The sequence below is a fragment of the Bradyrhizobium sp. USDA 376 genome (assembly GCF_054063675.1).
The window spans coordinates 6955336-6981102 of the sequence record NZ_JBSSGN010000001.1 but is presented as its reverse complement, the minus strand read 5'-3'; the positions used below and the strand labels follow the sequence as shown (position 1 = coordinate 6981102).

General features: G+C 62.8%; 37 protein-coding genes. 20 read left to right on the top strand and 17 right to left on the bottom strand.

Annotated features, from left to right (window positions below):
- The first annotated feature begins 475 nt into the window (after positions 1–475).
- Positions 476–1111, top strand: coding sequence for a ParB/Srx family N-terminal domain-containing protein (locus tag ACVJ19_RS32550; RefSeq protein ID WP_453953213.1), 636 nt, complete (start codon positions 476–478; stop codon positions 1109–1111).
- Positions 1112–1209: 98 nt separating this feature from the next.
- On the opposite strand, the gene ACVJ19_RS32545 is transcribed toward ACVJ19_RS32550, so the two are convergent.
- Positions 1210–1419: a hypothetical protein gene (locus ACVJ19_RS32545; protein ID WP_453953212.1), complete on the bottom strand. Its 210-nt coding sequence runs from the start codon at positions 1417–1419 to the stop codon at positions 1210–1212.
- Positions 1420–1736: 317 nt separating this feature from the next.
- On the opposite strand from ACVJ19_RS32545, the gene ACVJ19_RS32540 reads away from it, so the two are divergent.
- Positions 1737–2474 carry a Mom family adenine methylcarbamoylation protein gene (locus ACVJ19_RS32540; RefSeq protein WP_453953211.1) on the top strand — a complete coding sequence of 246 codons (738 nt, stop codon included), beginning with the start codon at positions 1737–1739 and terminating at the stop codon, positions 2472–2474.
- Between the two features lie 47 nt (positions 2475–2521).
- Here ACVJ19_RS32540 and ACVJ19_RS32535 read toward each other — a convergent pair whose 3' ends face one another.
- The 9 genes from ACVJ19_RS32535 to ACVJ19_RS32495 form a co-directional block, all read right to left on the bottom strand.
- A complete protein-coding gene (locus ACVJ19_RS32535) occupies positions 2522–2713 on the bottom strand; it encodes a hypothetical protein (RefSeq protein ID WP_453953210.1) in 192 nt (63 codons plus the stop codon).
- The gene (locus tag ACVJ19_RS32530; RefSeq protein WP_453953209.1) at positions 2710–3081 is read right to left on the bottom strand and encodes a DUF2958 domain-containing protein; all 372 of its coding nucleotides are present in this window, start codon (positions 3079–3081) and stop codon (positions 2710–2712) included. Before ACVJ19_RS32530 ends, ACVJ19_RS32535 begins: the two co-directional genes overlap by 4 nt.
- Positions 3082–3186: 105 nt before the next feature.
- Complete coding sequence (locus ACVJ19_RS32525; protein ID WP_453953208.1) at positions 3187–3690, bottom strand: hypothetical protein; 504 nt, start codon at positions 3688–3690, stop codon at positions 3187–3189.
- Positions 3690–3893 carry a DUF4314 domain-containing protein gene (locus ACVJ19_RS32520; RefSeq protein ID WP_453953207.1) on the bottom strand — a complete coding sequence of 68 codons (204 nt, stop codon included), beginning with the start codon at positions 3891–3893 and terminating at the stop codon, positions 3690–3692. Before ACVJ19_RS32520 ends, ACVJ19_RS32525 begins: the two co-directional genes overlap by 1 nt.
- Positions 3890–4273, bottom strand: coding sequence for a hypothetical protein (locus tag ACVJ19_RS32515; protein ID WP_453953206.1), 384 nt, complete (start codon positions 4271–4273; stop codon positions 3890–3892). Before ACVJ19_RS32515 ends, ACVJ19_RS32520 begins: the two co-directional genes overlap by 4 nt.
- Before the next feature lie 3 nt (positions 4274–4276).
- A complete protein-coding gene (locus ACVJ19_RS32510) occupies positions 4277–4693 on the bottom strand; it encodes a DUF3085 domain-containing protein (protein WP_453953205.1) in 417 nt (138 codons plus the stop codon).
- Between the two features lie 4 nt (positions 4694–4697).
- Complete coding sequence (locus ACVJ19_RS32505) at positions 4698–4967, bottom strand: hypothetical protein (RefSeq protein WP_453953204.1); 270 nt, start codon at positions 4965–4967, stop codon at positions 4698–4700.
- Positions 4964–5191, bottom strand: coding sequence for a helix-turn-helix domain-containing protein (locus ACVJ19_RS32500; protein ID WP_453953203.1), 228 nt, complete (start codon positions 5189–5191; stop codon positions 4964–4966). Before ACVJ19_RS32500 ends, ACVJ19_RS32505 begins: the two co-directional genes overlap by 4 nt.
- Positions 5192–5196: 5 nt before the next feature.
- Entirely contained in the window at positions 5197–5376 is a 180-nt protein-coding gene (locus ACVJ19_RS32495) for a hypothetical protein (protein ID WP_453953202.1), read from the bottom strand.
- A 193-nt stretch (positions 5377–5569) separates the two neighbouring features.
- On the opposite strand from ACVJ19_RS32495, the gene ACVJ19_RS32490 reads away from it, so the two are divergent.
- The 17 genes from ACVJ19_RS32490 to ACVJ19_RS32410 all read left to right on the top strand — a co-directional run bounded on the left by ACVJ19_RS32490 (position 5570) and on the right by ACVJ19_RS32410 (position 20178).
- A complete protein-coding gene (locus ACVJ19_RS32490) occupies positions 5570–6247 on the top strand; it encodes a hypothetical protein (protein ID WP_453953201.1) in 678 nt (225 codons plus the stop codon).
- Between the two features lie 37 nt (positions 6248–6284).
- Entirely contained in the window at positions 6285–8093 is a 1809-nt protein-coding gene (locus tag ACVJ19_RS32485) for a terminase gpA endonuclease subunit (RefSeq protein ID WP_453953200.1), read from the top strand.
- A gap of 3 nt (positions 8094–8096) precedes the next feature.
- On the top strand, positions 8097–8321 hold the full coding sequence (locus ACVJ19_RS32480; protein WP_453953199.1) for a phage head-tail joining protein: 225 nt from the start codon (positions 8097–8099) through the stop codon (positions 8319–8321).
- A gap of 3 nt (positions 8322–8324) precedes the next feature.
- On the top strand, positions 8325–9914 hold the full coding sequence (locus ACVJ19_RS32475) for a phage portal protein (RefSeq protein ID WP_456739477.1): 1590 nt from the start codon (positions 8325–8327) through the stop codon (positions 9912–9914).
- A 10-nt stretch (positions 9915–9924) separates the two neighbouring features.
- Complete coding sequence (locus ACVJ19_RS32470; protein WP_453953196.1) at positions 9925–10944, top strand: head maturation protease, ClpP-related; 1020 nt, start codon at positions 9925–9927, stop codon at positions 10942–10944.
- Positions 10945–10959: 15 nt separating this feature from the next.
- The gene (locus tag ACVJ19_RS32465; protein ID WP_453953195.1) at positions 10960–11328 is read left to right on the top strand and encodes a head decoration protein; all 369 of its coding nucleotides are present in this window, start codon (positions 10960–10962) and stop codon (positions 11326–11328) included.
- 104 nt (positions 11329–11432) lie between these two features.
- Positions 11433–12458 (top strand): major capsid protein, encoded by a 1026-nt coding sequence (locus ACVJ19_RS32460; RefSeq protein WP_453953194.1) that lies wholly within the window; start codon positions 11433–11435, stop codon positions 12456–12458.
- 23 nt (positions 12459–12481) lie between these two features.
- On the top strand, positions 12482–12826 hold the full coding sequence (locus ACVJ19_RS32455; protein WP_453953193.1) for a head-tail joining protein: 345 nt from the start codon (positions 12482–12484) through the stop codon (positions 12824–12826).
- Positions 12823–13266, top strand: a complete 444-nt coding sequence (locus tag ACVJ19_RS32450) for a hypothetical protein (RefSeq protein WP_453953192.1) — start codon at positions 12823–12825, stop codon at positions 13264–13266. The genes ACVJ19_RS32455 and ACVJ19_RS32450 overlap by 4 nt, the downstream gene beginning before the upstream one ends.
- 81 nt (positions 13267–13347) lie before the next feature.
- Positions 13348–13803, top strand: a complete 456-nt coding sequence (locus tag ACVJ19_RS32445) for a hypothetical protein (protein ID WP_453953191.1) — start codon at positions 13348–13350, stop codon at positions 13801–13803.
- 74 nt (positions 13804–13877) lie between these two features.
- Positions 13878–15188, top strand: coding sequence for a hypothetical protein (locus tag ACVJ19_RS32440; protein WP_453953190.1), 1311 nt, complete (start codon positions 13878–13880; stop codon positions 15186–15188).
- On the top strand, positions 15181–15777 hold the full coding sequence (locus ACVJ19_RS32435; protein WP_453953189.1) for a DUF4376 domain-containing protein: 597 nt from the start codon (positions 15181–15183) through the stop codon (positions 15775–15777). The genes ACVJ19_RS32440 and ACVJ19_RS32435 overlap by 8 nt, the downstream gene beginning before the upstream one ends.
- Positions 15765–16109: a hypothetical protein gene (locus ACVJ19_RS32430; protein WP_453953188.1), complete on the top strand. Its 345-nt coding sequence runs from the start codon at positions 15765–15767 to the stop codon at positions 16107–16109. The genes ACVJ19_RS32435 and ACVJ19_RS32430 overlap by 13 nt, the downstream gene beginning before the upstream one ends.
- Positions 16106–17416, top strand: coding sequence for a hypothetical protein (locus tag ACVJ19_RS32425; RefSeq protein ID WP_453953187.1), 1311 nt, complete (start codon positions 16106–16108; stop codon positions 17414–17416). Before ACVJ19_RS32430 ends, ACVJ19_RS32425 begins: the two co-directional genes overlap by 4 nt.
- 108 nt (positions 17417–17524) lie before the next feature.
- Positions 17525–17713 carry a hypothetical protein gene (locus ACVJ19_RS32420; RefSeq protein ID WP_453953186.1) on the top strand — a complete coding sequence of 63 codons (189 nt, stop codon included), beginning with the start codon at positions 17525–17527 and terminating at the stop codon, positions 17711–17713.
- 647 nt (positions 17714–18360) lie between these two features.
- Positions 18361–18885, top strand: a complete 525-nt coding sequence (locus tag ACVJ19_RS32415) for a hypothetical protein (protein WP_453953184.1) — start codon at positions 18361–18363, stop codon at positions 18883–18885.
- A gap of 552 nt (positions 18886–19437) precedes the next feature.
- Positions 19438–20178 (top strand): hypothetical protein, encoded by a 741-nt coding sequence (locus tag ACVJ19_RS32410; RefSeq protein WP_453953183.1) that lies wholly within the window; start codon positions 19438–19440, stop codon positions 20176–20178.
- Positions 20179–20505: 327 nt separating this feature from the next.
- Here ACVJ19_RS32410 and ACVJ19_RS32405 read toward each other — a convergent pair whose 3' ends face one another.
- The 6 genes from ACVJ19_RS32405 to ACVJ19_RS32380 are packed head-to-tail and all read right to left on the bottom strand — an operon-like array spanning position 20506 to position 23181.
- The gene (locus ACVJ19_RS32405) at positions 20506–20685 is read right to left on the bottom strand and encodes a hypothetical protein (protein WP_453953182.1); all 180 of its coding nucleotides are present in this window, start codon (positions 20683–20685) and stop codon (positions 20506–20508) included.
- Positions 20678–20992 (bottom strand): hypothetical protein, encoded by a 315-nt coding sequence (locus ACVJ19_RS32400; RefSeq protein WP_453953181.1) that lies wholly within the window; start codon positions 20990–20992, stop codon positions 20678–20680. The genes ACVJ19_RS32405 and ACVJ19_RS32400 overlap by 8 nt, the downstream gene beginning before the upstream one ends.
- On the bottom strand, positions 20989–21330 hold the full coding sequence (locus ACVJ19_RS32395; RefSeq protein ID WP_028154551.1) for a hypothetical protein: 342 nt from the start codon (positions 21328–21330) through the stop codon (positions 20989–20991). Before ACVJ19_RS32395 ends, ACVJ19_RS32400 begins: the two co-directional genes overlap by 4 nt.
- Positions 21327–21881, bottom strand: coding sequence for a helix-turn-helix domain-containing protein (locus tag ACVJ19_RS32390; protein WP_157783718.1), 555 nt, complete (start codon positions 21879–21881; stop codon positions 21327–21329). The genes ACVJ19_RS32395 and ACVJ19_RS32390 overlap by 4 nt, the downstream gene beginning before the upstream one ends.
- A complete protein-coding gene (locus ACVJ19_RS32385; protein ID WP_028150370.1) occupies positions 21856–22665 on the bottom strand; it encodes a hypothetical protein in 810 nt (269 codons plus the stop codon). The genes ACVJ19_RS32390 and ACVJ19_RS32385 overlap by 26 nt, the downstream gene beginning before the upstream one ends.
- 30 nt (positions 22666–22695) lie before the next feature.
- Complete coding sequence (locus ACVJ19_RS32380) at positions 22696–23181, bottom strand: hypothetical protein (protein WP_049831746.1); 486 nt, start codon at positions 23179–23181, stop codon at positions 22696–22698.
- 371 nt (positions 23182–23552) lie between these two features.
- On the opposite strand from ACVJ19_RS32380, the gene ACVJ19_RS32375 reads away from it, so the two are divergent.
- Positions 23553–23975 (top strand): hypothetical protein, encoded by a 423-nt coding sequence (locus tag ACVJ19_RS32375; protein WP_035679974.1) that lies wholly within the window; start codon positions 23553–23555, stop codon positions 23973–23975.
- A 302-nt stretch (positions 23976–24277) separates the two neighbouring features.
- Here ACVJ19_RS32375 and ACVJ19_RS32370 read toward each other — a convergent pair whose 3' ends face one another.
- Positions 24278–25609 (bottom strand): tyrosine-type recombinase/integrase, encoded by a 1332-nt coding sequence (locus tag ACVJ19_RS32370; RefSeq protein WP_166352141.1) that lies wholly within the window; start codon positions 25607–25609, stop codon positions 24278–24280.
- Between the last annotated feature and the right edge of the window lie 158 nt (positions 25610–25767).

The following is a 25767-nucleotide window of genomic DNA, read 5'->3' as shown; positions in this document are numbered from 1 at the left end:
GTCCGCCCCGAAGATCACCGCATGCGATTGGTGATGATGCCGTGAACAAAGCAAACCGCGTGCCGAAGTGAATTCGCAGGCTGCGAAGGCACTTCGTCGCGGCATGTAGCGTCAAGTTGCTGACATTGGTCTCGATACCGACAGTCGGCGCAGCCAGTGCCCGACAGTGGCCCGCGCGCGCGCTGAATGTGCGGGGCAGGCCTTGCGCAGCATTTCATTCTTACGCGCGGTGCGCACGCTGACGCGTGCAGACTCCGGCGGTGCGATTTCAACAGGGTCTTCTGTGCGCGTCCTCGACGACCGCGCTGTGTCGTCGTTGATTTGAACTTTCACGGGGTCCTACCGATGGGACGAGCTTGCGCGGGTACGCGGGACCGCGCACCTTGCGCATATAAGGCCCTTTCCGTTTGCGGCTTTGATTGAGCCCCGGAAGCCCGGGAAACGGCCAATAAATCGGGAATAATCGGCTCTCGAAATGGACGCTTTGATCGATAAAGCCACCGTTGAGGTATGGCCGATCGAGCGCCTGCGGCCCTATGAGCGGAATTCGCGGCGGCATTCGCCCGAGCAAATCGAGCAGATCGCGGCCTCAATCCGCGAGTGGGGTTGGACCATTCCGATCCTGGCCGCCGATGACGGCATGGTGCTAGCCGGTCACGGACGGTTAGCGGCGGGCCAATTGCTCGGCATAGCTGAGGTCCCGGTCATCGTTGCGCGCGGATGGTCCGAAAACCAGAAGCGCGCTTATATCATCGCCGACAATCGGCTCACCGATGCGAGCGATTGGGATGACGAGATGCTGCGGCTCGAATTGAATGATCTGCTTGAGGGCGGCTTTGAGCTATCGCTGACCGGGATCAGCGCGGATGAATTGTCGAAACTGTCGGTCGGCGTGGGCGAGCTTGAGGCGATGCCCGAATTGCCCGACGGCGATCGATCGCCATACCGGGACATGACGTTCATCCTGTACGGCGAGCAATGGGAGATCGTCGACCGCGCGATCAAGCTGGCGATGGTGCCGCGCCAGCCGGATGATCCGAACCGATCGCCGCAAGGCAATGCGCTCGCCGCGATCTGCGCCGAATATCTAGGGCGCATAAATCGAGATTGATTGTTGCGGCTTGCTCGATGTCCGCTATGCCCCGATACCGACCAAATACCGCAGCGCCGCGAAATGACACGATGGGGGCCGCCAACTGAGGGGCGGCCTTACTCATTTTGGGCTGGTTCTGGTGGTTGAAGCCCCGGAGAGGAAAGCCATTCGCCAATATGGGCCGCGGTATCAAGTTGCCTGATCTTTCTAAGCAGTGCGTCCTTCTGAGGACCAGGTTTTAGCTTGGCAACTTGGGCTTCGAGCTTGGCTTTCTCGGCTGCGATATTTTCCTCGAACGTGTGGGGAACTGATCGGCGACGCTGCATGATACAACCTCGTGCTTACGGGTCCCAACCGTAGGGTTTGCACTTCGGATCTTAATATGCAGATGCCCGGCGGTCGGTTCCGAAGTGAACAATCCAGATTTGGCCACTGCGATTTTCAAACTAGGCCAGTGAGCCCGGAAACAGGCCGCCAGATTGGCAATCAGAACTTTTCATGAAGGACGCGGCCAATTGTGCGGCGCAAAATTCAGGGCATTGGCGGGCTCCGCGACGGACTGTTGGGGGCCTGCCTCCGCAACTCCTCACCCCGGCGAGGGCTCACGACCAACCGCCTTTGCCTTGGAGCTAATTGAAGCGCCATGGGACATGCTAAAGATATCCGCGTCGCGCCGATCGCGAAGCGCGATGCCGACGCGCTGATCATCCGGCTCCATTACAGCCACAAGACGGTCAACAACGCTTTTCTCGCGCTCGGCGTCTTCCTCAACGGGCGCCTTGAAGGCGCGATGACGTTCGGCCCGTCGATGGACAAGAGCAACATTCAAGGGCTGGTGCGCGAGACGCCGTGGAACGGCTTTCTCGAATTGAACCGGCTCGCCTTTTCGGAGGCGCTGCCGCGCAATAGCGAGAGCCGCGCGCTGGCAATCGCGATGCGGATGATCAAGAAGAACTATCCGCACATCGGCTGGGTCATCTCATTCGCCGATGGATGCCAGTGCGGCGACGGGACGATCTATCGCGCGGCTGGCTTCGTGCTCACCGGCATCAAATTGAACAAGAGCCTTTTGCGACTGCCCGACGGCTCGGTCACGCACAAGATGACGCAAGTGACGGGAAAGAACCGCGCGGCCCATTTCGCCAAGACAGGCGGATCATGGTCGGGCCAGGGCGTGCCGCTCGACGGCTACCAGATGCGGTATATCTATTTTTTCAACCCGGCGGCGCGCGAACGGCTTGTGCCGAAGGAAATCCCTTATTCCGAGATCGAGCGGCGCGGCGCCGGGATGTATCGCGGAATTGCGCGTGGTAAGCAGGCGATGGCCGAGGCCCCCTCGGAACAGCGGCGCGGCAGCGGCGACCACCACGCTCCAAGTTAGGCGGAACGCGACAAAAAAGGCCCCGGGGATGCCGGGGCCGGTTTGCCTTACTCGATTTCGAGGTTGGCCGCGCCGTAGTCCTGACATCGCTTGCATGTCGCGCGGTGCGTTCGCGCGAAAGCCTCGGTGATGTCATCGATCCGCGCGCCCATGGCGCGGGTCATCGGGTCGCCGAATAGCGCGGCCATGAAGGCCGCGACATCCGGGCAGTCGGGATCAAGCGGTGCGCGATACTTCACGTCTCGATCCTCCCGGCGCGGCGGGCGGCCTCATAGAAGGCCGAGAGCGGCTTGTCGGTGTCGAAATACATATCGCGTTCGAGCGGCAGACCATGGCGGCCGATCTTGACCCGCACGCCCTCGATCTCCGATCGCGCGACATAGCCAAGCTCGGGCTCGCCCATGCCGAGGTCGCAGAGGCCGTACAGGCGATCTGGTTCGTCCGGGTCGCTTTCGGTCAGCAGCCAAGTGGCGCCGCCGTAGGGATTGAAGACCTTGACCACCGGGACGTGGTCCGGCTCGCGCTGACCGGCATTCTGCGCGGCGCGGGTGGCCGCGCCATTGACGGCGAGCTTTTCGAGAATTTCCTTCGTAAAGATGGCTTCCAAGATTGTCGTCCTTCTGATCGGGCGGCGCGCACCATGCGGGCCGTTCCGACCCCTCACGCCCGGGAGCCTCGCGGCGCCGGGCGTTCGGGCAACGACCGGAGGCGGCTAGGTTTCCGCCTTAGTGATGATCAGCTCGGCGTCGATGCCGTCGCGCAGCGCCTTGCGCAGCGTGGCCATGGAGTGATCGATCATCTCCGCGCTGTCCTCGTCGGCGTCCTCGACGGCAAAGAGCAGGAAGTCCCGCCCCTCGGTCGCGCGATCCCGCACGGCGTAGTGCAGCAGAATGCGATCGGTCTTCGCATATGCCCTGCGGGCGGCGACCTCGGCCCGATTGCTCTCGATAAACGCGAGCGCCTCGGTCCAGTCATCGCCGCTGAACCAATCGCCCGTGATCTCGACGCCGTTGCGCTGGGGCTCGATCGTAAAGCGATGGCCACTGCCGTGCTCGCGCTGACTGACATCGAGGTAGTCAATCCAGACGGTTAGCTCGGCCTCGTCGCTGGTGAAGCTCGGGCAAGCGTTGTTATGCCAAGAGGTATCGACGAAGTCCGCCGGGATGGCGGGCATGTCGGCCTCGGGGAAATCGGGAAACTCGGTTTTCCACGTCATCAGATTTTCTCCGCTCTATCCGGCGGCACCACCATCGAGAGCGTGCGGCCATTGTCCCATTGCACCGGGACATCCCAACTCTGGTCGAAAAATGTCGGCTCCCCGCTAACCGTGCCCTCGGTGCCGGGAGAGACCGGCGCCGGGTCATCGACCATCGCGATCAAGCGGATACGGTCGCCGTTGGCGAAAGGCGGCGTTCTCATTGGTGGCCGCCTCCCTGCTTGATGATCTTGACGTGCTCGCGCATGACCCCCCGGCATGCGCGCGCCTCGGGCGTGAGGCGGATGCAGACGTTGCCGAGGTCGGCGTCATCCACCGCGAAGCCATATGGCTCGGGCGATGTCACCACCCGCTGGCATCGTTTCATCATGATCCGGGCGGCTTGCGCCTGCCGATCGGCGCCGACCGCCTCGCGGAAGTCGCGCAAGTCATCGCGCCAGAGGCATCCAACGGTCCATGGGCGGGTGATCGCCACCGTATCGCCCGGGACCGCATAGTTCTCGCCCTTGGGATCGGGCTGCGCCGCATGCGCGGCGGTGACAGCCGCGAGCGCCATGATCGCGGCGGCTAAGGTCCGTTTCATCGGTCAGTCCTCCACGATCGCAATCGCATCGGCCCGAAAGTCGAGCGCGATGGTTTTCGCGCCGCCATCGAGCAGCGCCTTCAATTCCCGCGCCCATGGCAGGCACTCGCCGAAATCATCGCCGCCCACCAGCGCCCGAGCAGTCTCGTACCAATCGCGGTCGCGATCCGGGTGGCACCCCACGGCGTAGGCGCAGAATGCCGTTTGGTCCTTGACGATATCGCGCGGCTGGCCGTTCGACATCAGATAGATGCCCTGATCATGGACGAGCAGCACCGATGGCGCGGGCACCGGCTTTGTGATCGCCCGATATGGCGGGCGGCTCTCGTAGTCTACGAGCATCTCGCCTTGGCTCGGCGCGGCGATCGAATGTTCGACCACCCGGCGCACGTCGGCGGCGTTGAAGATCAAGCGGGGCATTCGGTTATCCTTTCGATTTGAGAGAAAGCAGTTTCTCGATCAGCGCGGCGGTCAGCAGCGTGGCGTGGCCGTCGGGCGCAATGGCGTAAATGATCGCGCGCCGGGTGAAGGCGGCGGGATCGCTCTCGATCTCGCGGGCAGCCTCCATGGCGGCGAGCACCGTGGATCGCTTCTCGACGCGGTACTGACCGCGCCCGAGGAAAAGCGAAGCGGTGAAGTAATCCGCTCTGCGGATCGCCTCGACCGCGCGGGCCTCGATTTCGGTCAGCGTCATCGGCCAACCCCGAGCGATAGCGCCGCGATTGCGAGCGAGATGTATTTCGGGATCGGCTGGTCGCCGTGCTCATAACCGGCCCATGCGCCGCGCGAGCAGCCGATCGCGTCGGCGGCTTGCCGCTGCGAATAGCCGAACCGCTCGCGCCATTCGGTCAGAGCTTCCGGCTTCGAATACAGGCGGGGCGTGGCCTCGGCCCCGATCTCGGCGGGGGTGCGTGCCATCGCTGTTATTCCGTGCCGTATTCGCAGGCGCGGTTGCCATTGACATCCTGCACCGATCCGCAGGCGCGGTGCCCGGCCTCAAGGCGATCGGCGATCTGGCGCAGGATGCGCGCGATCTCGCGCTCGAAATGATCGCCCGCGAAGGCGTCGCTGTCGGTTTTGATGCTGACGAAAAAGCGTTGCATCGGTGGGTCTCCAATCAGCCCTTGCGCGGGATTGCGAAGGGTCTCGACCCGCGAGGCCGGGTGGCTGATCGGCAGCGCCCGGCGGGAGACCGGCGGCGGCCCGGTAATGGGCCAAATCCCCGGCGGAGTGGCCCAGATTTAGGCCACTGGTCGGTGGTTGGAAGATCCTTCGGGGCGAATTGCGGGACTGAAAATGATGGAAGATCAAAGGGTTACGGCGCCTCCGCAAAGGCCCGTAGGGGCCTCACAGGGCCTCGCCGATCCCGGCGGGGCTTCCGGCGCCCCGGGCGGCCATCCCGCACCAGCGGGCGCGGACGGCGGCGGGCGCGGCCAACTACTGACGAGCAACCTTGCCGGGCGGATCCTCATGGTCTCGGCGGAGCGCGTGCGCCAACTCGCCCGCGAGGGATGGATCGAGAAGCAAGGCAAGGACCAGTTCTATCTGGTCGATGTCGTGCAAGGGTACATCCGCTTTCGCAACGATGCGGATCGGCGCGCGCAGAAATCCGCCGCTGACAGTCGGGTCCGCGACGCCAGGGCGCGCGAAATCGAGTTGCGTAACGCGGTGCGCGAAGGCCGCCTGATCGAGATCGACGAAGCGACCGCGATCGTCGAGCAGATGACCGGGCTTTTCAGAGCAGAGACCGCCGGGCTTCCGGCGCGCGTGACGCGCGATCTGCAATTCCGCAAGACAATTGAAACGGCACTGAATGACATCCTCGAACGGGTCGCAGATATTGCCGCCGAAAGGGGACGTGCTGTGGCATCGGCTCGCGTTGCTAGCGAGACCGTCGCGGCCGACGCCGCCCGACGTGTGGGCGGCGACGAACCGCATCTATCCGCAGACGGCAGCGATACCCGGGCCGCGTGACCCGCATCTAACGCCTTACGTCGTGGCGCCCGAGCGCGTGATCGCGAGCGGAGACTACCGGCGCGTCGTCATGGTGTTCGGCGCGCAGACCGGCAAGTCCGAGGCGATGCTCGATGTCGCGGGTCAGCGGCTCGATCAGCGCCCGGGCCCGATCCTGTACGTCGGCCCGAACCGGCAATTCCTCACCGAGCAGTTCGAGCCGCGCGTCATGGCGCTGCTCGATCAGGCGCCGACGCTGACCGAGAAGCTCGCGCGCGGCAAGCGGATGACGAAGACCCGCAAAATGGTCGCGGGCGTCCCGTTCCGCCTTGCGCATTCCGGATCATCCGCCGCGCTCAAGTCCGATCCGGCGGTCCTGGCGCTCGTCGATGAATACGACGAGATGCGCGCCAACGTGAACGAGCAAGGCGGCCCGCTCGGCTTGGTCGAGCGGCGCGGCGACACCTATGCGGATTTTGTGTGCGTGGTCACGTCGACACCAAAGCGCGGTCGGGTCGAGGCGGTCGAGGACAAGCGATCCAAACTGTTCTTTTGGGACGTTGCCGTGGCTGACGATATCGAAAGCCCGATCTGGCAACTCTGGCAGCAAGGCACCCGGCATCATTGGTGCTGGCCGTGTCCGCATTGCGGCGAATATTTCGTCCCGCGCTTCGACCTGATGCGCTATCCGCCGAAGGTCACGCCGATGGCGGCGGCGCGCGAAACCTATCTGGAATGCCCGCATTGCGGCGGCATCATCGAGGACGACCACAAAGCGGCGATGAATGAGCGCGGCCGGTACGTCGCGCCCGGCCAGACCATCGATCGCAACGGCCAGGTTTCCGGCGATCCGCCGGATACGTTGTCGGTGAGCTATTGGGTCTCGGGCCTCGCATCGCCGTTCGTCTCGTTCGGTGATCGCATTCGGGTCTATCTCGAAGCTATCGCGCTTGGCGACGACGCGATGGTGCAACAGGCGATCAATGCAGGCTTCGGTGAGTTGTATTCGCCCGGCGGCGGCGAGGTGCCGGAATGGGCCGAGATCAAGGAGAAGGCGCGCCACGCCGAATACCGGCGCGGTGAAGTCCCCGAGGGCGTGCTGCGGCTATCGATCGCCGCCGACGTGCAAAAGCAGTCCATCCCCTACGTCATTCGCGGCTGGGGACTCCGCGCCACGTCATGGCTGATCGATTGGGGATACCTGCGCGGCGATACCGCCGAGACCGAGGTGTGGGACCAGCTCGCCGAGTTGATCTCGACGCCGATCGATGGCCTGCCGATCCATCTGACATTCGTTGATAGCGGCTTCCGCCCGGGCAAGGCGGACACATTGCCGCTCAATCGCGTTTACGAATTCTGCCGCCGCTTTCCGAAGCGGGTCCGCCCGACCAAGGGATCGAGCGCGCCGATGCGGGTGCCGCTGCTCCTGTCCAAGATCGAGGTCAATCGATCGGGCAAGGCGGCGAAGTTCGGTCTCGATCTGGTGCGGCTCGATACCGATCATTGGAAATGCTGGGTGCACGAGCGCTTGCGCTGGCCGCCGGAAACTCCGGGCTCGTGGCAAGTGCCCGTCGGCATCGATGACGACTATTGCCACCAGATCGTTTCCGAGGCGCGGGTCAAATCGCCGACCGGGCGACCGGAGTGGATCAGGCGGTCGAAGAACAACCATTTCCTCGACTGCGAGGCGATGCTGGCCGCGACCAGCTACCTCATGAACATGCAGCGGGTCGGCATGCCGCGAGAGCGAGAGACGCCCGCCAGGACAAACGAAAATCCGCCGCCGCCGAATGACGTGCCGCCGACGCACCGGCCCATGCCGCGCGCGCCGCGCCGGATCGTGCGGTCGGGCTATTTGGGAGTGTGAGCCATGGCGAAGAAACCGGGCACGCTGACGTTCACGCAACAGCAGCAGCAAGACTTGCTGACCGCGATTGCATCGGGCGCCGAGCGCGTCAGCTATTCGGACAAGTCAGTCGAATATCGATCGTTGTCCGAGTTGCGGGAAATCCTCGCGGGGATCGATGCCGATCTGAGCGGCGTGAAGGCGCGCCGCACGTTCCGCATGGTCTCGCCGTGGGACAAGGACCTCTGATCGATGCCCGTCCCCGCCGCCGTCGAGAAGCCGCGCTATCGCGTCAAGGCGCCGTCGATCCGCAATCAAGCCGATCCGACGGCGCCCGCGACCATAGGCGGAACGCCGCGCCAGACCGGCTTTGATGCGGCGCGCTATGCCCGGCGGCTTGCGCCGTGGCGCCCGGCGACGGTTACGTCCAACGTCATCATGTCTTGGCAGGGCGACATGCTGCGCGCCCGCGCCCGGGACGTGCTGCGCAACAATCCGCATGCGACCGCCGCGTCCGAGAATTTCGTCGGCAACCTGATCGGCGCCGGGATCAAGCCGTCGTCGCTGATCACCACCGAGGAACAGCGCGATGCGGTGATGACCGCATGGCTCGACTGGACCGACGAGTGCGACGCCGACGGCCTCGCCGATTTCTACGGCCTGCAATCGATAGCCGCGCGTTCGCTGTTCGAGGCGGGCGAGTGCTTCATTCGCTTCCGCGCGCGGCGGGTCGAGGACGGGCTTTCGGTGCCGCTGCAAATCCAGATGCTGGAAAGCGAGATGCTGCCCTATTGGGACAACCGCATCGCGCCGAACGGCAACTACGTGATGAACGGCGTCGAGTTCGATTTCATCGGGCGCCGCGTCGCTTACTGGTTCTTCGTCAACCATCCTGGCGACGGGCCGATCGAGATGGGCGGCATCAACACCGATCAGGTGAGAGTGCCCGCCGATCAAGTCCTCCACATCTTTCGAGCAACACGCCCCGGCCAAGTCCGGGGCGTTCCGCTTGTGACGCCTGCGCTGGTCAAACTGTATTTCCTCGATCAGTACGACGACGCCGAACTCGATCGCAAAAAGCTCGCGGCGATGTATGCGGGCTTCATCACCACGCCCGCGCCCGAGGACATCTTGCCGGATGTCCAGCCCTCCGAGACCAGCGATCAAGTCGGCATCGCGCCGCTCGAACCGGGCACGATGCAAGCGCTGCTGCCCGGCGAGGACATCAAGTTCTCCGAGCCCGCCGATGTCGGCGGCACCTATGAGGCATTCCAGTATCGCAACCAGCTTGCCTGCTTCTCGGCGATGGGCGTGCCCTACATGCTCGGGACCGGGGATACGCGGCGCGCGTCCTACTCGTCGCTGCGCGGCGTCATCGTCGAATATCGGCGGCGGTTGGAGCAATTGCAGCACAACGTCATGGTCTTCCAGATGTGCCGCCCGATCTGGCAGCGCTGGATGAATGACGCGGCACTCGCGGGTACGGTCCCGCTGCCCGGCTATGCCGATGACCAGCGCGGTTATCTCCGGGCGAAGTGGATCGCGCCGCGCTTCGAGTGGGTCGATCCGCTCAAGGACCGGCAAGCCGAGAAGCTCGCGGTCGATAGCGGTTTCAAGTCGCGCAGCGATGTCATCGAGGCCGAAGGCTACGACCCCGAGGAAACCGACGAGCGGATCGCGGCGGACAAGGAGCGCGAAAAGAAGCTCGGGCTCGACTTCCCGATCCACGGCGCGTCCGCGACGCAACCCGTCGATCCGAACGCCGATCCCGCCGCGCCCGATCCGCAAGAGGTCGCCGACGAGACCGCCGACGAGGCCGACGACAATCAAGCCGCAGCATAGGAGCACGACCATGCGCCGATGGTTCTCGATGAAGAAAACCGACGATACGACCGGCGAAATCATGATCTATGACGAGATCGGCCGCTCCTATTGGGGTGAGGACACGATCTCGGCCAAGGATTTCGACACCGAGTTGAAGGCGCTCGGCGACATCACCCAGCTTGATCTGCGCATCAACTCGCCCGGCGGCGACGTGTTCGATGGCGTCACCATCCATAATACCATTCGGCATCATCCCGCGAACGTCACGGCCTATGTCGATGGGATCGCGGCCTCGGCGGCGTCTTATATCGCCATGGCGGCCGACAAGGTCGTCATGCCCGCGAACTCGTTCCTGCTCGTGCACGGCGCCAGCGGCTTCTCGTTCGGCAACGCCGACGACATGCGCGCGATGGCCGACGACCTCGATCGGATCGACCAATCGCTGACCGCGACCTATGCGAACCGCAGCGGCAGGCCGGTCGACGACGTGCGCGCGCTGATGAAAGAGGACCGCCTGATGTCGGCGGAGGAAGCGAAGGAATTCGGTCTCGCCGACGAGATCAGCGGCGAGGTCAAGATGGCGGCCAACTACTCGCTGCGGCTCCTGCCTCCCGCCGCTGCGGTCAAGTTCAAGGCCACCATCAAGCCTACCGCCGAGCGGGAGCCGCCTCCCGCACCGGCAGTTGAGGAACCGGGTCCGAAGCCGGTAACGGCAGTGGACCCGGCTCCTGTCAATCGCGGCGGCGGTGCCGAGGTGATCAACCTCGATGCGGCGCGCAAGGAGGGGCGCGAGAGCACGATCGCCTACGTCAACGAGGTGAATACGCTCTGCGCACTCGCGGGCCTTCCCGCCCTGGCGCGCGATTTCATCAAGGCGAGCGTGACCGTCGAGAACGTCCGCGCCAAGCTGATCGATGCGCGGGCCGCCGCCGACGAAAAGCTCCAAACCCAACACCATCGCGCGATGCCGACACAGGCGATGCGCGAGAAGAACACTGCTGCGTGGACGCGGGTCGCGGAGCAGTTGAATTCGCGCATCCGCACGTAACGGGAGAACTGAACCATGCCCACGTTCAATGAGGGTCGGCATCCTGCCGAATTTCTGCTTTCCGAGGCGAACGGCCAGCGCTCGCGCGGCAACATCACCATCGCACAGAACCAAACCGTCGTGCCCGGCCAAGTGCTCGGCAAGGTCACCGCGAGCGGCCAGTACGTCATGCATGATCCCGCCGCTGCGGACGGCTCGCAGACGGCGGCAGCGGTGGCACTTTATGGCGCCGTGACCGGCGCGGGTGTGACCGCCGCGATCTCGGCGATCGTTCGCGAGGCGGAAGTGAACGGCAAAACCCTGACGTACAAGTCCGGCCTGACGACTCCGCAAATCGCGCAGATCGCGGTCGATCTCGCAGCCATCCAAATCCTCGTCCGCTGATCGGCGGGCACCCTCTCACCCAAACAATCTACTCGGCCTCAACAACCACGGCGGCGTGCTGTCGGGGGTGCGGGTGACTTTTGTCCTTTTGAAAGGAAACGGCAATGCCCATGCTCGACATCTTCAACAGCGATGCATTCAGTGTCACGTCGCTGACCGATGCCATCAACAAGCTGAAGTTCGTCCCGGGCTATCTCGGGTCGCGCGGCTTGTTCACCGAGAGCGGCGTGACCACCACGTCCGTCGCGATCGAGCAGAAGAACAACGTGCTCGCGCTCGTTCCGCCCACCCCGCGCGGCGGCCCCGGCGTGACGCTGGACAAGGGCAAGCGCTCGCTGCTCTCGATCAACGTCCCGCATTTCGAGGTCAACGATGCGGTCTATGCCGAGGAAGTGCAGAACATCCGCCCGTTCGGTCAGGAGAGCGGCGAGGATAGCGTGATGCGGCTCGTCGGCGAGCGCATGCAGACCGACGGCCAGTCGCAAGAAGCGACCATCGAGTATTCGCGGATCGGTGCCGTCAAGGGCATCGTCACCTATGCCGATGGCAGCACGCTCAATCTCTACACGCTGTTCAACGTGGCCCAGCCTGCCGAAGTCGCGTTCGACCTCGCCAACGCGAACCCGGCATCCGGCGTGCTGCGGAAGCTTTGCTCGACCGTGACCCGTACCATCGCGGTGGCGCTCGATGGCACGCCATTCTCTGGTGTCGAGGCGATCTGCGGCGATGCCTTCTTCGACGATCTGATCGCCCACCCCGAGGTGCGCGAGACCTACAAGAACTGGACCGCCGCCGAAGAACTGCGCCAGGGCTACGTCGCCTCGGGCCAGATTTACGGCACGTTCCCGTTCGGCGGCATCCTCTGGACCAACTATCGCGGCCAAGTCGGCACCACGCCGTTCATCAACACGGACAAGTGCCACATCTTCGCCAGCGGCGTCCCGGGGCTGTTCCGCACCTACTTCGCACCCGCCGACTACTTCGACACCGTGAACACGCTCGGACAGAACCGCTACGCCCGGCAGTACATGATGCAGAACAACAAGGGCGTCCATCTCGACGTGCAGACCAACAATCTCAACATCTGCACGCGCCCGGGCACGCTGATCCAAGGCAGGCGGACGGCCTAACCGCAGCGGGGCGAGCCATGGGGATGGACTTTTCCACGCTCGTCCTTCTGCCGGGCATGACCACGTTCGCAATCTCGGTGACGGTGCGACCCGAGGTCTCGCAACCCGGCGCGCCCGACTATGCGGCGCGCGGCGTCTTCTCGTCGGCGCCGACCGACGTGCAGATGCAGGACGGCACTATCTTTTCCGATCAGCAGACGACGCTCGGCATCCGGCTGCGCGAATGGACCGAGCCGCCGGTCAACGGCGATCGGATCACGCCGACCGAGGGCGAAGCCGCAGGCACCACCTTTTGGGTCGCCGATAGCAGCGTCGACGGCCAGGGCGGAATGACACTCACGCTCCGAAAGACGGACCCGCCCGAATGAGCACCTACGCGATCAAAATCGCCGACAAGGTGCTCGAATTGCTGAAAGCGCCAACGCCTGACCAGCCGACGCCGTTCTTCAAGTCGTATTGGCGCACGCCGATGCGGCAAGTCGCGGCATCCGATCTGCCATTGCTCGGCGTCTACATCCTGCGCGAGACCCGCGCGCCGGATGGTGACGAGAACGCGGGCGAAATCCGTTTCATCCACCGCCTGCATCTCGGCATCGCTGGGGCGATCTCGAACGCCGATCCCGGCGAGCAGTTGCGGATTTTGGAAGAGCGGATGGCCGACATCGACGATCGGCTGCTCACCAATCCGGAATTCGTCCGCATGATTGAGGGCGTGACCGCGATGGATCGGCGGTCGCAATGCGCCGGTCAAAGCCCGGGCAGACCATGTATCGCTCGTGGGTCGATGAGGCGATCAGCACCGCCGTAGGCGAGGATCATCACGAGCTGACGTTCGTCACCACGCCTATGCCGGAGCCCGGCCACATGCCGTTCGTCGGGACCATCCTTTATGATTGACCGGCATGTGACGCGCAGCGGCGACGATTACACGATCACGATCACCGAATATCGCACGTTCGTCTGCGGCATCGATCGTTGCGGCGACAATCGCGTCTGTGGCGACGGCTCGGTGCCGTTCTACAGCGAGACATTCGTTCTCGGCGAAATCGCGGCCTGCAATCCGCGCGGCGTCCCGGTCGCGGAAGGCGAGTTGTCCGAGTGGCCGAACTACGGGCTGGGCCCCGATACCAACCGGCACTATTGGACCGTGCACGTCGACCAAGCGCGATTGACGTGGTTTCGCTGCGGTGGCGGCGGCGGGCAAACTGGCGTCGATCCGCATTTGCGGATCGGCCTCGCGACCGATCTCGAATGCCTGCTCAATCGGTGGAAGCCCGCGCACACGCAAATCATCTTCGACTATTCCGGCTTGAGCACTGGCGGCCCGATGGCGGGCACGCCCTAGAAGCGAACTCCGATCGACCCCCGACCTGACAAACCGGCAGCCGCCCTGGCGCGCTGTGAAGAGGACGCGCGAGCATGAAGTATCATCAGCCCTACGGCATCACCGACCCGAACGGCTCCTACGTCAACGGAGATCCGTCGGTCGGTCGAGCGGGCAGCATCCCGCCTGCCGAGAGCATCGAGTACCCGCAGCGGGAAATCGTCAACCTCATTACCGACGTTAACATCGCCGCCCCAACCGACGCCGATCTGCACCAGCTTGCGAAGGCGATCCAGTCGTCGCGATTGAACTATTCCGCCGACTACGGCACCGCGAACGCCTATGTCGCGCATCTCTCGCCCGCAGCGGACGACTATTTCACCGGCATGGTCTGTCGGCTCAAGGTCGGCGCGACCAACGCAGGCGATAGCACGCTTGCCCTCTATCCGTTGTCGCCAAAGCACGTCGTGCGGCCTGATGGCACCAATCTGCAACAATACGATCTAATTGCGGGCCAGATCGCGACGTTCGTCTATGACGGCGCGCAATGGGTGCTGACCGGCATCAATGCCGCCGGTTCGGGCGGCCCGATCTATCTCACTGCGCCGCGCACCTACTACGTCAACGCGAACATCGGGGACGACAATTTCGATGGTTCACAGGCGGCGGTCGGCACCTCGCCGAAGGGACCATTCAAGACATTGCAGAAGGCGTCGAACGCCATCTCCAAGTTCAACCTGAACGGCTACAATGTCGATGTCTACGTTGCGGACGGCACCTATGGTCCCGTGCAGCTTCCGCAAGTCGCCGGGCAAGGCAACGTGTTGTGGCACGGCAATACGGCAACGCCTGCAAATTGCCTGATCGCCGCCAATCAGACGAACGCCGCCGTCGGTTTCGCTGGCATCGCCAACTATATGCAGGGCTTCAAGGTTACGCACACTGGTGTCGGCAGCATCTCCGAGTGCAACGGCATCTATGGCAACGGCCCGCACTCCCTGAGCATCGACAACATGGAATGGGGCGCGACCGTTGGTGCGCAAAATCGCCTCGTGAACGGCGCGCAACTTCGCTTCGGCCTGTCTGCCTTCAAGATCTCCGGCGGCACGCCGGGCGGTCCCTACTCGCCGGGTTGCTTCATCGAGTGCTCGCAAGCCTCGAAAGCGGATTGTCCGATCTCCATCCACATGACGCTCAACATCGTCGGCACGCCGAACTACGGCACTGCGTTCATCCGCTGTTTCGATGTCGGCGTTGTCGATTGGGTGGCTGACGTGACCGGCGCGGCGACAGGCCAGCGCTACTACGCCGCAACCAACGGCATCATCAACACGGGCGGTGGCGGCGCGACCTATGTGCCGGGAAGCATCGCGGGCACGCAGTTGTCGGGAGGCCAGTATGTCTAACCTCTACAATCCGCATGATTGGTACTGGCGAGCCGATGACGGACGTGTCTTTGCGAGCGCGCGCCAGCAGATCGTTGCCGAGGACGATGCGGACTATCTCGCGTTCAAGGAATTCGCGGCGCCGACAACCTGGCCGCGCGATGGCGACGGCAACCAGACGCTCGCGGAGCTTCAAAGGGTGCTGTTCCCGTACAAGGTCGCGGTCGATCTCAAGGCTTACGCCTTCTACCTTCGCGACCAGAAGGAGCATGACGGCTGCGCGATTACTGACGTCGCGGGAGTGACCGAGACCAGAACTGACGCCTATACGCAAAGCCTGATCAACCGGTATCAGCAAGCAGGGGCGATCGATCCGCCGTTCACGGTCGCTTGGGTATTGCCGGATCGCAGCGCGGTGACGTTGAGCAAGGCCGACATCGATAGCCTGTTCACCCAGATCACCGCTTTCATCATCGGCACCTACGACACTTACAGCCAAGTGGTCAGCGGCATCGACGGGGGCACGATCACCACAATCGAGCAGATCGATCAGGCGTTCGGCACCAGCTTGCGGCGGACGAGCCCGGTGGACATCGGATGGCGATCGTAAACATCACCTGTCAGAACGATGCCGACTTCTATCGGCAGTTCGCCTACCAGACGCTCGATGGCGCGCCGATCGATCTGACCGGCAACGCCATGCGCATGGGTATTCGCAGGCACGCGGCGGATGCCGCCGAGGAGATGTTGCTGACCACCGAGAACGGCGGGCTCGCGATCGTCGATCCGCCGCACGGCAAATTCACGGTGCGGATCACGCAGGATCAACTGGTTCGGCTGGCGCTCGGCTCGTATGAGCACTCGCTGATCAGGATCGTCGGCACGATGCAATTGCGCATCTGGTCCGGGTCGCTCGTGAACAATGCGGGGGCGACCCGATGAGCACGGTCGAGGTCGGCCAGGACACGGATGTCTCGACGCCGCTCGCTGGCGAGAGTGTCACTGTCGTCACCGACTATCGGGTCGAGGTGATCCAAGAGTTGGAGCAAGGCCCGCCGGGCCCGCAGGGGCCGCCAGGCGCGCCTTCGACCATTGCGGGACCGCCGGGCCCGCAGGGCACGCCCGGCAACACCGTGCTCTATGGGTCGGTCGATCCGGTCAACTCCGATGGTCGCAACGGCGATTTCTATATCAACACGACGACGCATTTCATCTTCGGTCCCAAGGCGGCCAACATCTGGCCTGCGGGCACATCGCTGATCGGGCCGCAAGGCATTCCCGGCAACACCGTGCTCTATGGCACGGCTGATCCGACCGGCGCCGTTGGTGTTGATGGCAACTTCTACATTAACACCACGACGCACTTCATGTTCGGCCCGAAAGCCAGCGGCGCATGGCCTGCGGGGACATCGCTGGTTGGTCCGCAGGGTCCGCAAGGCATTCAGGGCATTCAGGGCATTCAAGGCGCCACGGGTCAGCGCGGAAGCCTGTTCTATACCGGCGCTGGCGCTCCCGGCACGATCTCGGGTCAGCTTGACGGCGACAACTATCTCAACACCACGAACGGCGATGTCTACACACTGACGTCGGGTGCGTGGGGCTCGCCGGCCGGCAACATCCGTGGGCCGCAAGGCATTCAGGGTCCGCCCGGCGCGGTGCCGGAGACGCCGAGCACAAGCGACGGCATCTATTACACGCGCAGGAATGGCGCATGGGTTGATGCCGCTGGAGCATTTGTTCGCTTCGACGTGGCTCAATCGCTCACGACTGGCCAGCAGGGTCAGGCCCGCAGCAACATCGGCGTCACGGCCATCGGTTCATCCCCGGTTGGCCAGATCGTCGGCACGACGGGCGCTCAACAGCCGTTGGCGGGTAACGTCGGCGAGCGCATCTACGCCAGTCTCGGTTGGAATTTTACCGGCTCCGGCGTCGTGCAAAACGGAGGGAGCATCACGGTCACGCCCGGCGTGTGGGACTTGGAATTGTGCGCGGTGTCCGGCGGTCCGGGTGCGACGAGCACGAGTGACATCCAAGTCGGCATCTCCACCACCAACAACGGTTCTCCTAACGTCGGCGTGAACCTCCACTATCGGTTGCCAGCAGCGACCGACGTCTCAATGATGTTCACTCATCCTCGTTGGCGTGTCGCGGTGACGGCCAACACGAGCTACTTCGGGGTCATGATCGCTACGTTCACCGGTGCGTCCTATGGCGGTTCGGGTTATCTGCAAGCGACGCGCGTCAGCTAATCCGCGTGAGCTGATGCCGAAGTTGCGCGGCGCGGACAGCGATATCGAGTTTGCGCTGGCCTCAATCTGGACCGCCCGGTCGCTGGCGTTCGTGGCGGTGGCGTAGCCATGGGCACGATCGGCAAGCTGGCGACGGGCGTGGCCGAAAGCCTCAAGGGTCAGCCGCTGGCGCTGGCCCTCGTCGTCATCAACCTGCTGTTTCTGTCCGGCTTCGCGTTCATGCTCCGCGAGATCGCGCAAGCCGTCGAACGAAAGGACGCTCTGCTCGCCGAGATCGCGAGCCACTGTTTGAAATAGGCGCGTGTGAACAGACCGACGGGAAACTCCCGAACTCGGCCCCGCTTTAACCATCGCCTTGAGCCGATCGGTGAGCAATCCGGCGCCGAGACCGGCGCGCCAGCACCATTGGTGCCATACCTATAAGCGCGCCGAATAGCCGATAGGCCCACTCGATCGTCGCGCCGCTCGATGGCGGATCGCTCAATACGATTCGGACGGGATGTGGAAGCCGTCCCTTGAAAGACCGGACAACAATTTGACCGCCTCGCTACCCAGAAACGGGGTGGATGCGAAGCATTCGATCGTTCTGAAGTGAGACCATCCTTCTGGCGGGGGAAACGCGTCTGGATCGATGGTATAACCCATCCCTAGTTTTTGGCGATAAACATGCACTTTGATCATCAAATATCCTTTTTGTTAAAAACGGCTATTCCGTCAGCAATACGCCGACGCCCCCAAATTATGCCCTCGAACGCGGCAGAAAAAAGATTGGCGCCTTCCTTAAGGACCCTGGACATACCGGCACCCTCGTCCCTCATTACTTCATCAGCCATGCCACAAGACCGATCAGGATCGTAGCTCCGGCAGCTATCCATCCTCGAAATCCCAAAGCGCCGGGCCGTTCCGCCATAACGGGACGACAGAGTGACGCGGTGTGGGACTTCTTGTCGCTCGCATCGTCCGGCGAGGTTGAGAATTTCACAAGTTATCCGCACCTAACGCTGGGGGTAGTGGCGCAACAGCTGGAAGCAATGGTGACAGTTCCTAATGCGGTGAACGGCACCATGCGACGTAATCTCATCAAATTGGGCGAAGATGGCTTTCAGCAACTTGCAACCCGCGTGCTGAACAATTTGAAGCCGCTGTTGCGCAAGCATCCAGGCGCTACCCCGTGGTGCCGGGGTGTACAGCGACGCTTTCCGTCCCAGCGCGCTATACCGTTTGTTGACGCGCGAATCGACTTTGATCTCCGCACGGCGGTTCCTCAGAGTGGTTCCCCAAAAGTGCAGCCACGATGGTTGTCCGCCGCCTATAACTCATTCGTGCACAAGGAAAGTTCTAACTACCAGATGCAAATGGGCGTTCTGTTCCGCTATGAACGTTGCCCCGGGTTGCGCAATGCCAACGCGCTCGATCTCGTGGCTGAGGCTTGGCTTGCCTGTAAGCCGCTTGTCGAGTTGGCGCACTAACGGGTGTGCCTAGTCTGCACCGATTATTCAGCGCGCCTAACACGGTCCTCAAGAACGCTGTAGTCGTTCATGCGGATCTTGCGCAGGGTTTAGCATGGGCCAGTGATAGCAGGCGGGCGATCGTCCGCGTAGCCAACTCGTTTCACGTAGAGGTGATGGAGTGCTCGTCGAGCGGTTGACCTATAAAGTCGCCACGCAGGGGCAATTGAATCAGCAGTCTAGGTCCTTATTCGCGCTCGCCCGTGCCGCTGACGGCTGGTGCGGGCTTTATTCGCGGCTTCACTCGGATCGGCAGGGCTCTCGCCCGCGGGGCTTTTGGCGGGCCGCATCGTGGCCCGGAGGCGGATGCCATGCATCATTCTCAAGAGTGTCGCCATCTAGTGACGGCGACGGCGCGAGATGATCGCCCGCGCGATCGGTAGCGCTGCGTTCCGCAACCTGACACAGCAATTCAACTCCTACACCTACTGGTCTGCATAGGTGCCGACTGGATTGCAAACCTGATGGCGAACTGGTAGGGCCGCAACGGCACCTCTCAACAGAGGAGCGCGCATGAAGTTCCGAGTGCCCGAGGTTGTTATAGGTTGCTTGCTCACCGTCGCCGCTTTCGCAGTGGAAATGGCCTTCATGCCGTCTGCGAGAGCAGGCGAACCCTTGCTCAGTTGGTTCACCAAGGATGCGAGTGGCTTCTTCACTTCGCTGCAATTCGTTGTGGCGACAATCCAAGCCGTACTCTTCGTCTATCAGCTTCGTTTCATCAAGGGCAGTTTGGATGTGGCTACTCGGCAAGCTTGTGCCGCCGAAGATACCCTCAACAAGATTGAGCGCCCTTACGTCTTTGTCTTCAATGTGAGCCCTCTCAAGATCGTACGTTGGGAGGATTGGGAAAACGGGACCGAGGGTGTGAGGTTGTCTGTCACTTACTCAGTCGCAAACTATGGGAAGCTTCCCGCTGTCATCGAAGCCATGCAAGTAAGCCTGGGCGTGCACGCAGAACCGCTAGCGCCGGTCAACTATGACTGCAATCATCCCCTTGCGGTCTCCGCTGTCCTCGTGCCTGGCGAGCCCCGCCATGATCTGGATGAGGGGCTTGCATGGAATGATGTGGTGTTTGACGACTACGAAGGTGACCGCCCCGATTTTGGCGACATGCATCTGTTCTTCTGGGTCATCATTCGGTATCGCGGCACGTTCACAAGCGGCCACACCACCCGAGCGTGCTGGCGATACGATGAGCGAACAGGCCGGTTTGTCGAGTTTAACGGTGGCCGCGAGTACAACAGTCAAACCTGATGAGTAAGAAGCGGGATGACAAAACACGGCTCGATCATTGAAGAGTGGCGCCGGACAAGCGCGGGGCGCTTCAGGCTCGCTGCCCTTTCATTGGCTAAGCTCGGAATTTTAAGTCTACGCCATGCGGAAGCGCAACGCGGGTTGATCCGAGGCCCGCTTCAGCCATCCGCATTCGGCGGGAAGGCTACCTGACACTCAGCGGATACTAACGCCCCGCGCCATTGATCTCTCAAATGCGTTTGCGCCGCCATTCCGTCTGTCGGCGCGCGGCCTGCCTCGCGCATTTCCCGACAATGACCGGCACCACTCCCTTGGCACAGTCGACCACTAGGCGGAGCGCGGTCTCGCGAAGCGGGGTCGCGTGCCCGGCCAGGAGATTGCGAGCAGTTGCGCGACCGTCGTGCCTGCCAGCTCCGGCTTTGGCGGCAACAGGGCCGGCCTGATCTGCTCGGAATAGCCCATCGGTCCCTCGCACAAGGCCGCATGGAAATCGCAATCCTCAGTCATCGGGCGTCCTCCCATGGCGGGCCAGCAATTCGGTGCGCCGCTCGATCCCGGGCCCGAGTTCCTTCTGAAAATCGCTGCTCAAGGTCGACGAGATTGCGAGCATGTCGGCAATCTGCTTGTGCGCAAGCGCAAGTTCGCCGACCAGTTCTTCGATCACCGCGCGCTGCACGCCGATGATGTCGGTGGCCTTGCGCGTCGCAATCTGCTGGCGGCGGAGCATCGCCTCGTTTGGATTTTTGCCAAAGGCGTATTGGTCGATGATCCGCGCCGCATCGGCAATGTGCCGCTCGTGGTCGTCCTCCGTCATTTTCTCGCTTCCGCTTCTTCGGATCGCGCCGATCGGGCCACGCGCCGCACGAGCGCGACGGTGAGCCGATCGAAGCGTTCGAGCAGATCGGCGGCCTGCTGGCGGACCCGGCTTGCTTCCAGCGCGGTCTCGACGGTCGCCAGGCCGCCATGGATTTGCCAGCGCTGGCCCCTCCGCAGATCGCCAACGAGTGCCGCGACCGCATCCGAAGGGGGCATGTCGAGCATAGCATTCCGCTCGCGCAACATGCCCGCGATCTCGATCCGCTCTCGCTCGGTCGGGTGCCAAACGAGGGACAGATCGCCAATCCGTTTCGGCAGGTCCGCCTGATCGATCATGCTGCTTTGCAGAGTTCGCCGAGCGCGCGGGCAATATCGATCACGAGCCGCCGCACCCTCTCCTCGTCGATTGTCATCATGGCCTCGATGATGGCGACGCCCTCGCGTGTCGCCATGAACTCACCGAACTCGCTCTCGTGGCCACGCCCCTTTTCCAGTTCCCCGATGAAATAACCGGTGTTGGTGTCGAGCGCCTCGGCGAGTTGCACCAGCCGCGCGGCGCCGACCCGATTGACCCCTTTCTCGTACTTCTGGATTTGCTGGAAGCTGACGCCGAGCACCTGACCAAGCTCCTGCTGGCTGATCTTCAGTTCCATCCGGCGCGTGCGAAGACGCTGACCGATCCGCACATCGCGCTCGTCGGCAGAACGCTTGTTGGTGGTGCCGATCTTCCGATACGTCGTTGCCTTACGTCCCATGATTTCACTTTCTCCTTCATTTTTTTGCGTGGCCGTTGGCCTTCCGCTTCTTTTTGGCGCCGCGGTTCTGTTTGCGAGCCAGCCGGCCTTGCGCTCGCGTTCGACATCAGCCGAAAACTGCGCGAGCGGCACGAGCGGGGCGGATCGACCCAGCCGCACGAACTGCGGCCTTCGCGGTCTTCCCGTTCTTCCCTGCTGGCGGCTTCGCGGCCTCGGCCGCCTCCCTCGCCATCTTCTGCGCGGTCTTCCAGTGAACCTTCTTCTTCGCTGCCTTGCCGTCCTTCGGCGGCTTCAGCTTGACCTGTCCCCGGAATATCTCGATCTCGTCGTGGTTCTTCAGATACTGAAGCTTCAGCTTGATCTGCTCTGCTGTGAGCCCGGTGTCTCGCGGCAGCGTGTCGATGGTCACCCATCGGTCGCGCGAGAGGTATTCGACCAATTTGACGCTGCGCGACGAGGTCGGTTTCGGAGCGGCTTCCACGGGCTTCGGCACATAGGCCGCGATGGTGTCGCGAACGCCGGTCACGATCTTGATGAGGCGCACCACCAGTTCGCTGAGATCAGCCATCTCGCTGCGCATCGCGGCGACTTGGTCCGGTATGGGCAGCACGTCGGGCTGCGGCAACGACATTGCCTTTTGGACCAGCAACTGCGCCGGCTTCTTCGGCTTCTCCTGCGACATCTTCGGCGAGACGTTGTCGGCACGGAGCAGCCTGCGCACGTCGGCGCGGGTATTCATGCGTGAGCGCCAGTCGCTGGTGGACTTGGCGACGACGATCTTGCGAACCTCCTTCTCGGGAACGACCTGCCACGCGATCTCGATATGGCCGCCATTGGTGTCGCGGAGATGCGCCTTGATCCCGTGCGCCTTCAGCTCGTTAACCGCGATCTCGGTCAGCTCATTGGAGTAGGCCATGGTTGTTAGCTCCTTCTTCCTTCTCTATGGCTAGACGATCGCCGCCGCGCGACCGCCGAGCGCCGCATCGATCTCTGCGAATGAATGCGTGGCGCCGGTCCTGGCGCCGCTGATCTCGTGCCATTCGCCTTTGTCGTCGAAGGGCGGCGCGAACACGGTCAGGGCGTCGCAGGCGTTGAAGCGAATGAGCGCGGCGATGCCGTCCTCGGCGCGGCGATAGAGCCAACGGCGCTGGGCCGGGTCGCGGTGCGCGTCCGGGTATTTGGGATCAACCCAAATCTGGACGACTTGGATGTTCTGCTTGGAGCCGTCACCATTCGTGATGGTGATGAAATCCGGCATCAGGTCGATGACGTAGTGCGAGCGATCGGGCCGGGAGAGTTCGGCGGCGTCGTCGTTGATCAGCCAGCGGCAGTTCCAGAGGCCGCATTCGGGCGGCATCTGGTGCGTGTGATAGACAATGCAGCCCTTGTGGAATTTCTGGAAGCGGCACGCGACGCCAGCGCCTTTCCTCAAGGGCGGCATCGGCAATAGCTTACAGCACAGCTGACAGTCTCCACACCTTCGCATGGCCCGTCAAACTCCCACACACGCTTCTTTTGTTCGCGCGGTTTGCCCGCTGCGATGGCGACGCGAGCAGTTGTGCCCGCGTCTCCTTACATCATCATTGGAATACCAAATACGGCGAGAGTTAGCCCGATACCCGCGAACATCATTGCTCCGAGATCCTGACGACCTCGGAGCGAATGAGCGCAAGAGTGCATTCGCCTCGCGCGAGATGACCAAGTTGGTCAGGGAAAAAGAAGCATTATCAATCGAGTCAAATCACAAGAAACGTCGCGCGCACTCCATCTCGATCTATTCCAGGGCGCGTAGTAGTGAGGTTCATGGCACGAGATACAAAACAAGATGTGATCAAACGGCAACGGCAGCAGGCGATTGTCGCCGATATGGTTCTCACGATTGTCGCGGCGATGCAGCGCGTTTATCGCCGCAAGCATGTTGGGGCGAGCTGGGAAGAACTGCTCGTGTCGATGGTGGTGAGGCGGAACGATGAGGCGGGAAAGCCGCCATTATCGATTGCCGACATCGAGAAAATTCTGAGAGTTCCTCGTTCCAATGTTCAGCGTGCCGTCCGCGCACTGATCCGCGAGGGCGTCACCAGCAGGGTCGGTCGCGACTATCGCGCCAATCCCGACTTCTTCGCGGCCCGAGTTGACGCCGCATACATGACGAAAGTCCGCGAGGCGATCATCACCGCTGCCCGAGAGTTGGAAACCCTCGACGCAGCGCGCCCCGCGATTTTCTGATAACCGCCATGCATTTTGACGGTGACCAAAGCGGTCATCCGACGTATTGAGGTTGTGGCGGGAATTCGCACACGCGCCGACCTGATCGTGGTCAGGCGGCCACCCGCCTACTTGCCCGCCCTCGCACCATCCGCGGGGGCGGGTCTTTCATGAATTCCTCCACACCTTCTTCTTACACCACAATGGGCTTGGCCGACGGGTTGCGGCAGCTCGACGTGGCGCTCCGATCCATGCAATCTCCTGATCCGCGACGAATAGGGCCGCGCGAAGCGGCCCTATTTTTATGCAGTTTGTGCCAGCGGTCAGGCGGCCACCCGCAGTTTCGGGGCGCCGGTTGCGCGCAACGTATCGACCATATCCGCCCAAAACTGCATTAGCTCGATGCGCTCGGGCAAGCGATCGTCGCGATCGTAGATCGCCCGGGTCGATGCATCGAGGCGGTCCTGCTGCATCTCGACCAGTGCTTGCTCGAACCGGCGGCGCCCATTGATACGCTCGCGATTGAGCATGGTCGAGGCGCTCGATCGGACGCCGTGGGCGCAATGCTTGCCCTTGTACCCGAGCAAGTGCAGCGCGTCGTTGAGACTGCCCTCGGCGATCATGCCACTGCTGGCCGCCTTCTTCGCGGTCGCCTTGCGATCGGCGCCGGGGAATAGGTAGCGGCTCGATCCGGTGATCGTGCGCAATTCCCGCAAGAGCGCGACCGCCTGGCGGGAGAGCGGCACCAAGAAATCGTTCCGGTTGCCTTTCTTGGCGCGCTCGGTCCGCATCTTGAGCTTCGCGAACGGCACGATCCAGAAGCTGTGGTCCTTGCCGAAATGGAAGTGATCCCACTCCGCCGTCTCGATAGTGCCCGGGCGCACGAAGGTGAGCGCCAGCAACTGCAAGGCGTAGCGGATCAACTTCCGGCGCCGCGCTGACATCGAGGGAATGATGGTCCCGAAATCATCGATCTGGCGAATGAGGTCGCCGAAGTCATCGGGCTGGATGATCGCGGGCCGGTTCTTCGTCTGGTGCGGCGCGAAGCCGTCGCCCAGCTTGATCTCGGCAAATGGCGATTGCCGATCCTGCGGAAAGTGGTTGTGGACCCGGGCGAAGGAGATGACGTTGCGGGCGGTCGAGAGAAGGCGCCGCCGGGTTTCGTGATTGAAATGGTTGAGCAGCGGCAGGATGTGGCTCAATGCGACCTGATTGGTATTGACCGCGCCAAAGCCCGGGATGCTGTCGGCGCCTTCCTTGAGATAACGGACCATCAATTCGTCGCGCAGGTAGGTTTTCTTTGCGCTGCCCTCGCGGGTCTTGAGCCATCCGTCGGCGTCAGCGCCGAAAGGGCTTTCGGCGGCCTTCCTCTCGGCCTCGGCCCGGCGCTCCTGATCGCGATGGTCCTTCGGATCAATGCCGCGCTTGACCAGACGGGCGGCGTTGTCGCGTGCGGTCATCGCATCGGAGAGCGAGACCTCCGGGTAAGCGCCGATCGCGAGCGTCTTCCGCGTGCCGACCTTGTAGTCGTAGCGCCAGAGCTTCGATCCATTGGCCTTGATCAGCAGATAGAGATTACCGCCGACCGTGCGGCGATAATCCTCGGCGGCGGGTTTGAGATTGCGGACCTGTACGTCGGTGGTGATGGTTTTCATGATGATTCCCGGTTTGGCTTTCGATTGCCAGCGCGGGTGCCGATACTGTAATCGGTACTGTAAAGGGCCCCGGCTAGCGGCTTATGGCGGCGAACGGCCGTTGACGGGAACGTATCGAGAAAGGTTCGTGGTTCAATAGGTTACGGGGGCTTCCGAAT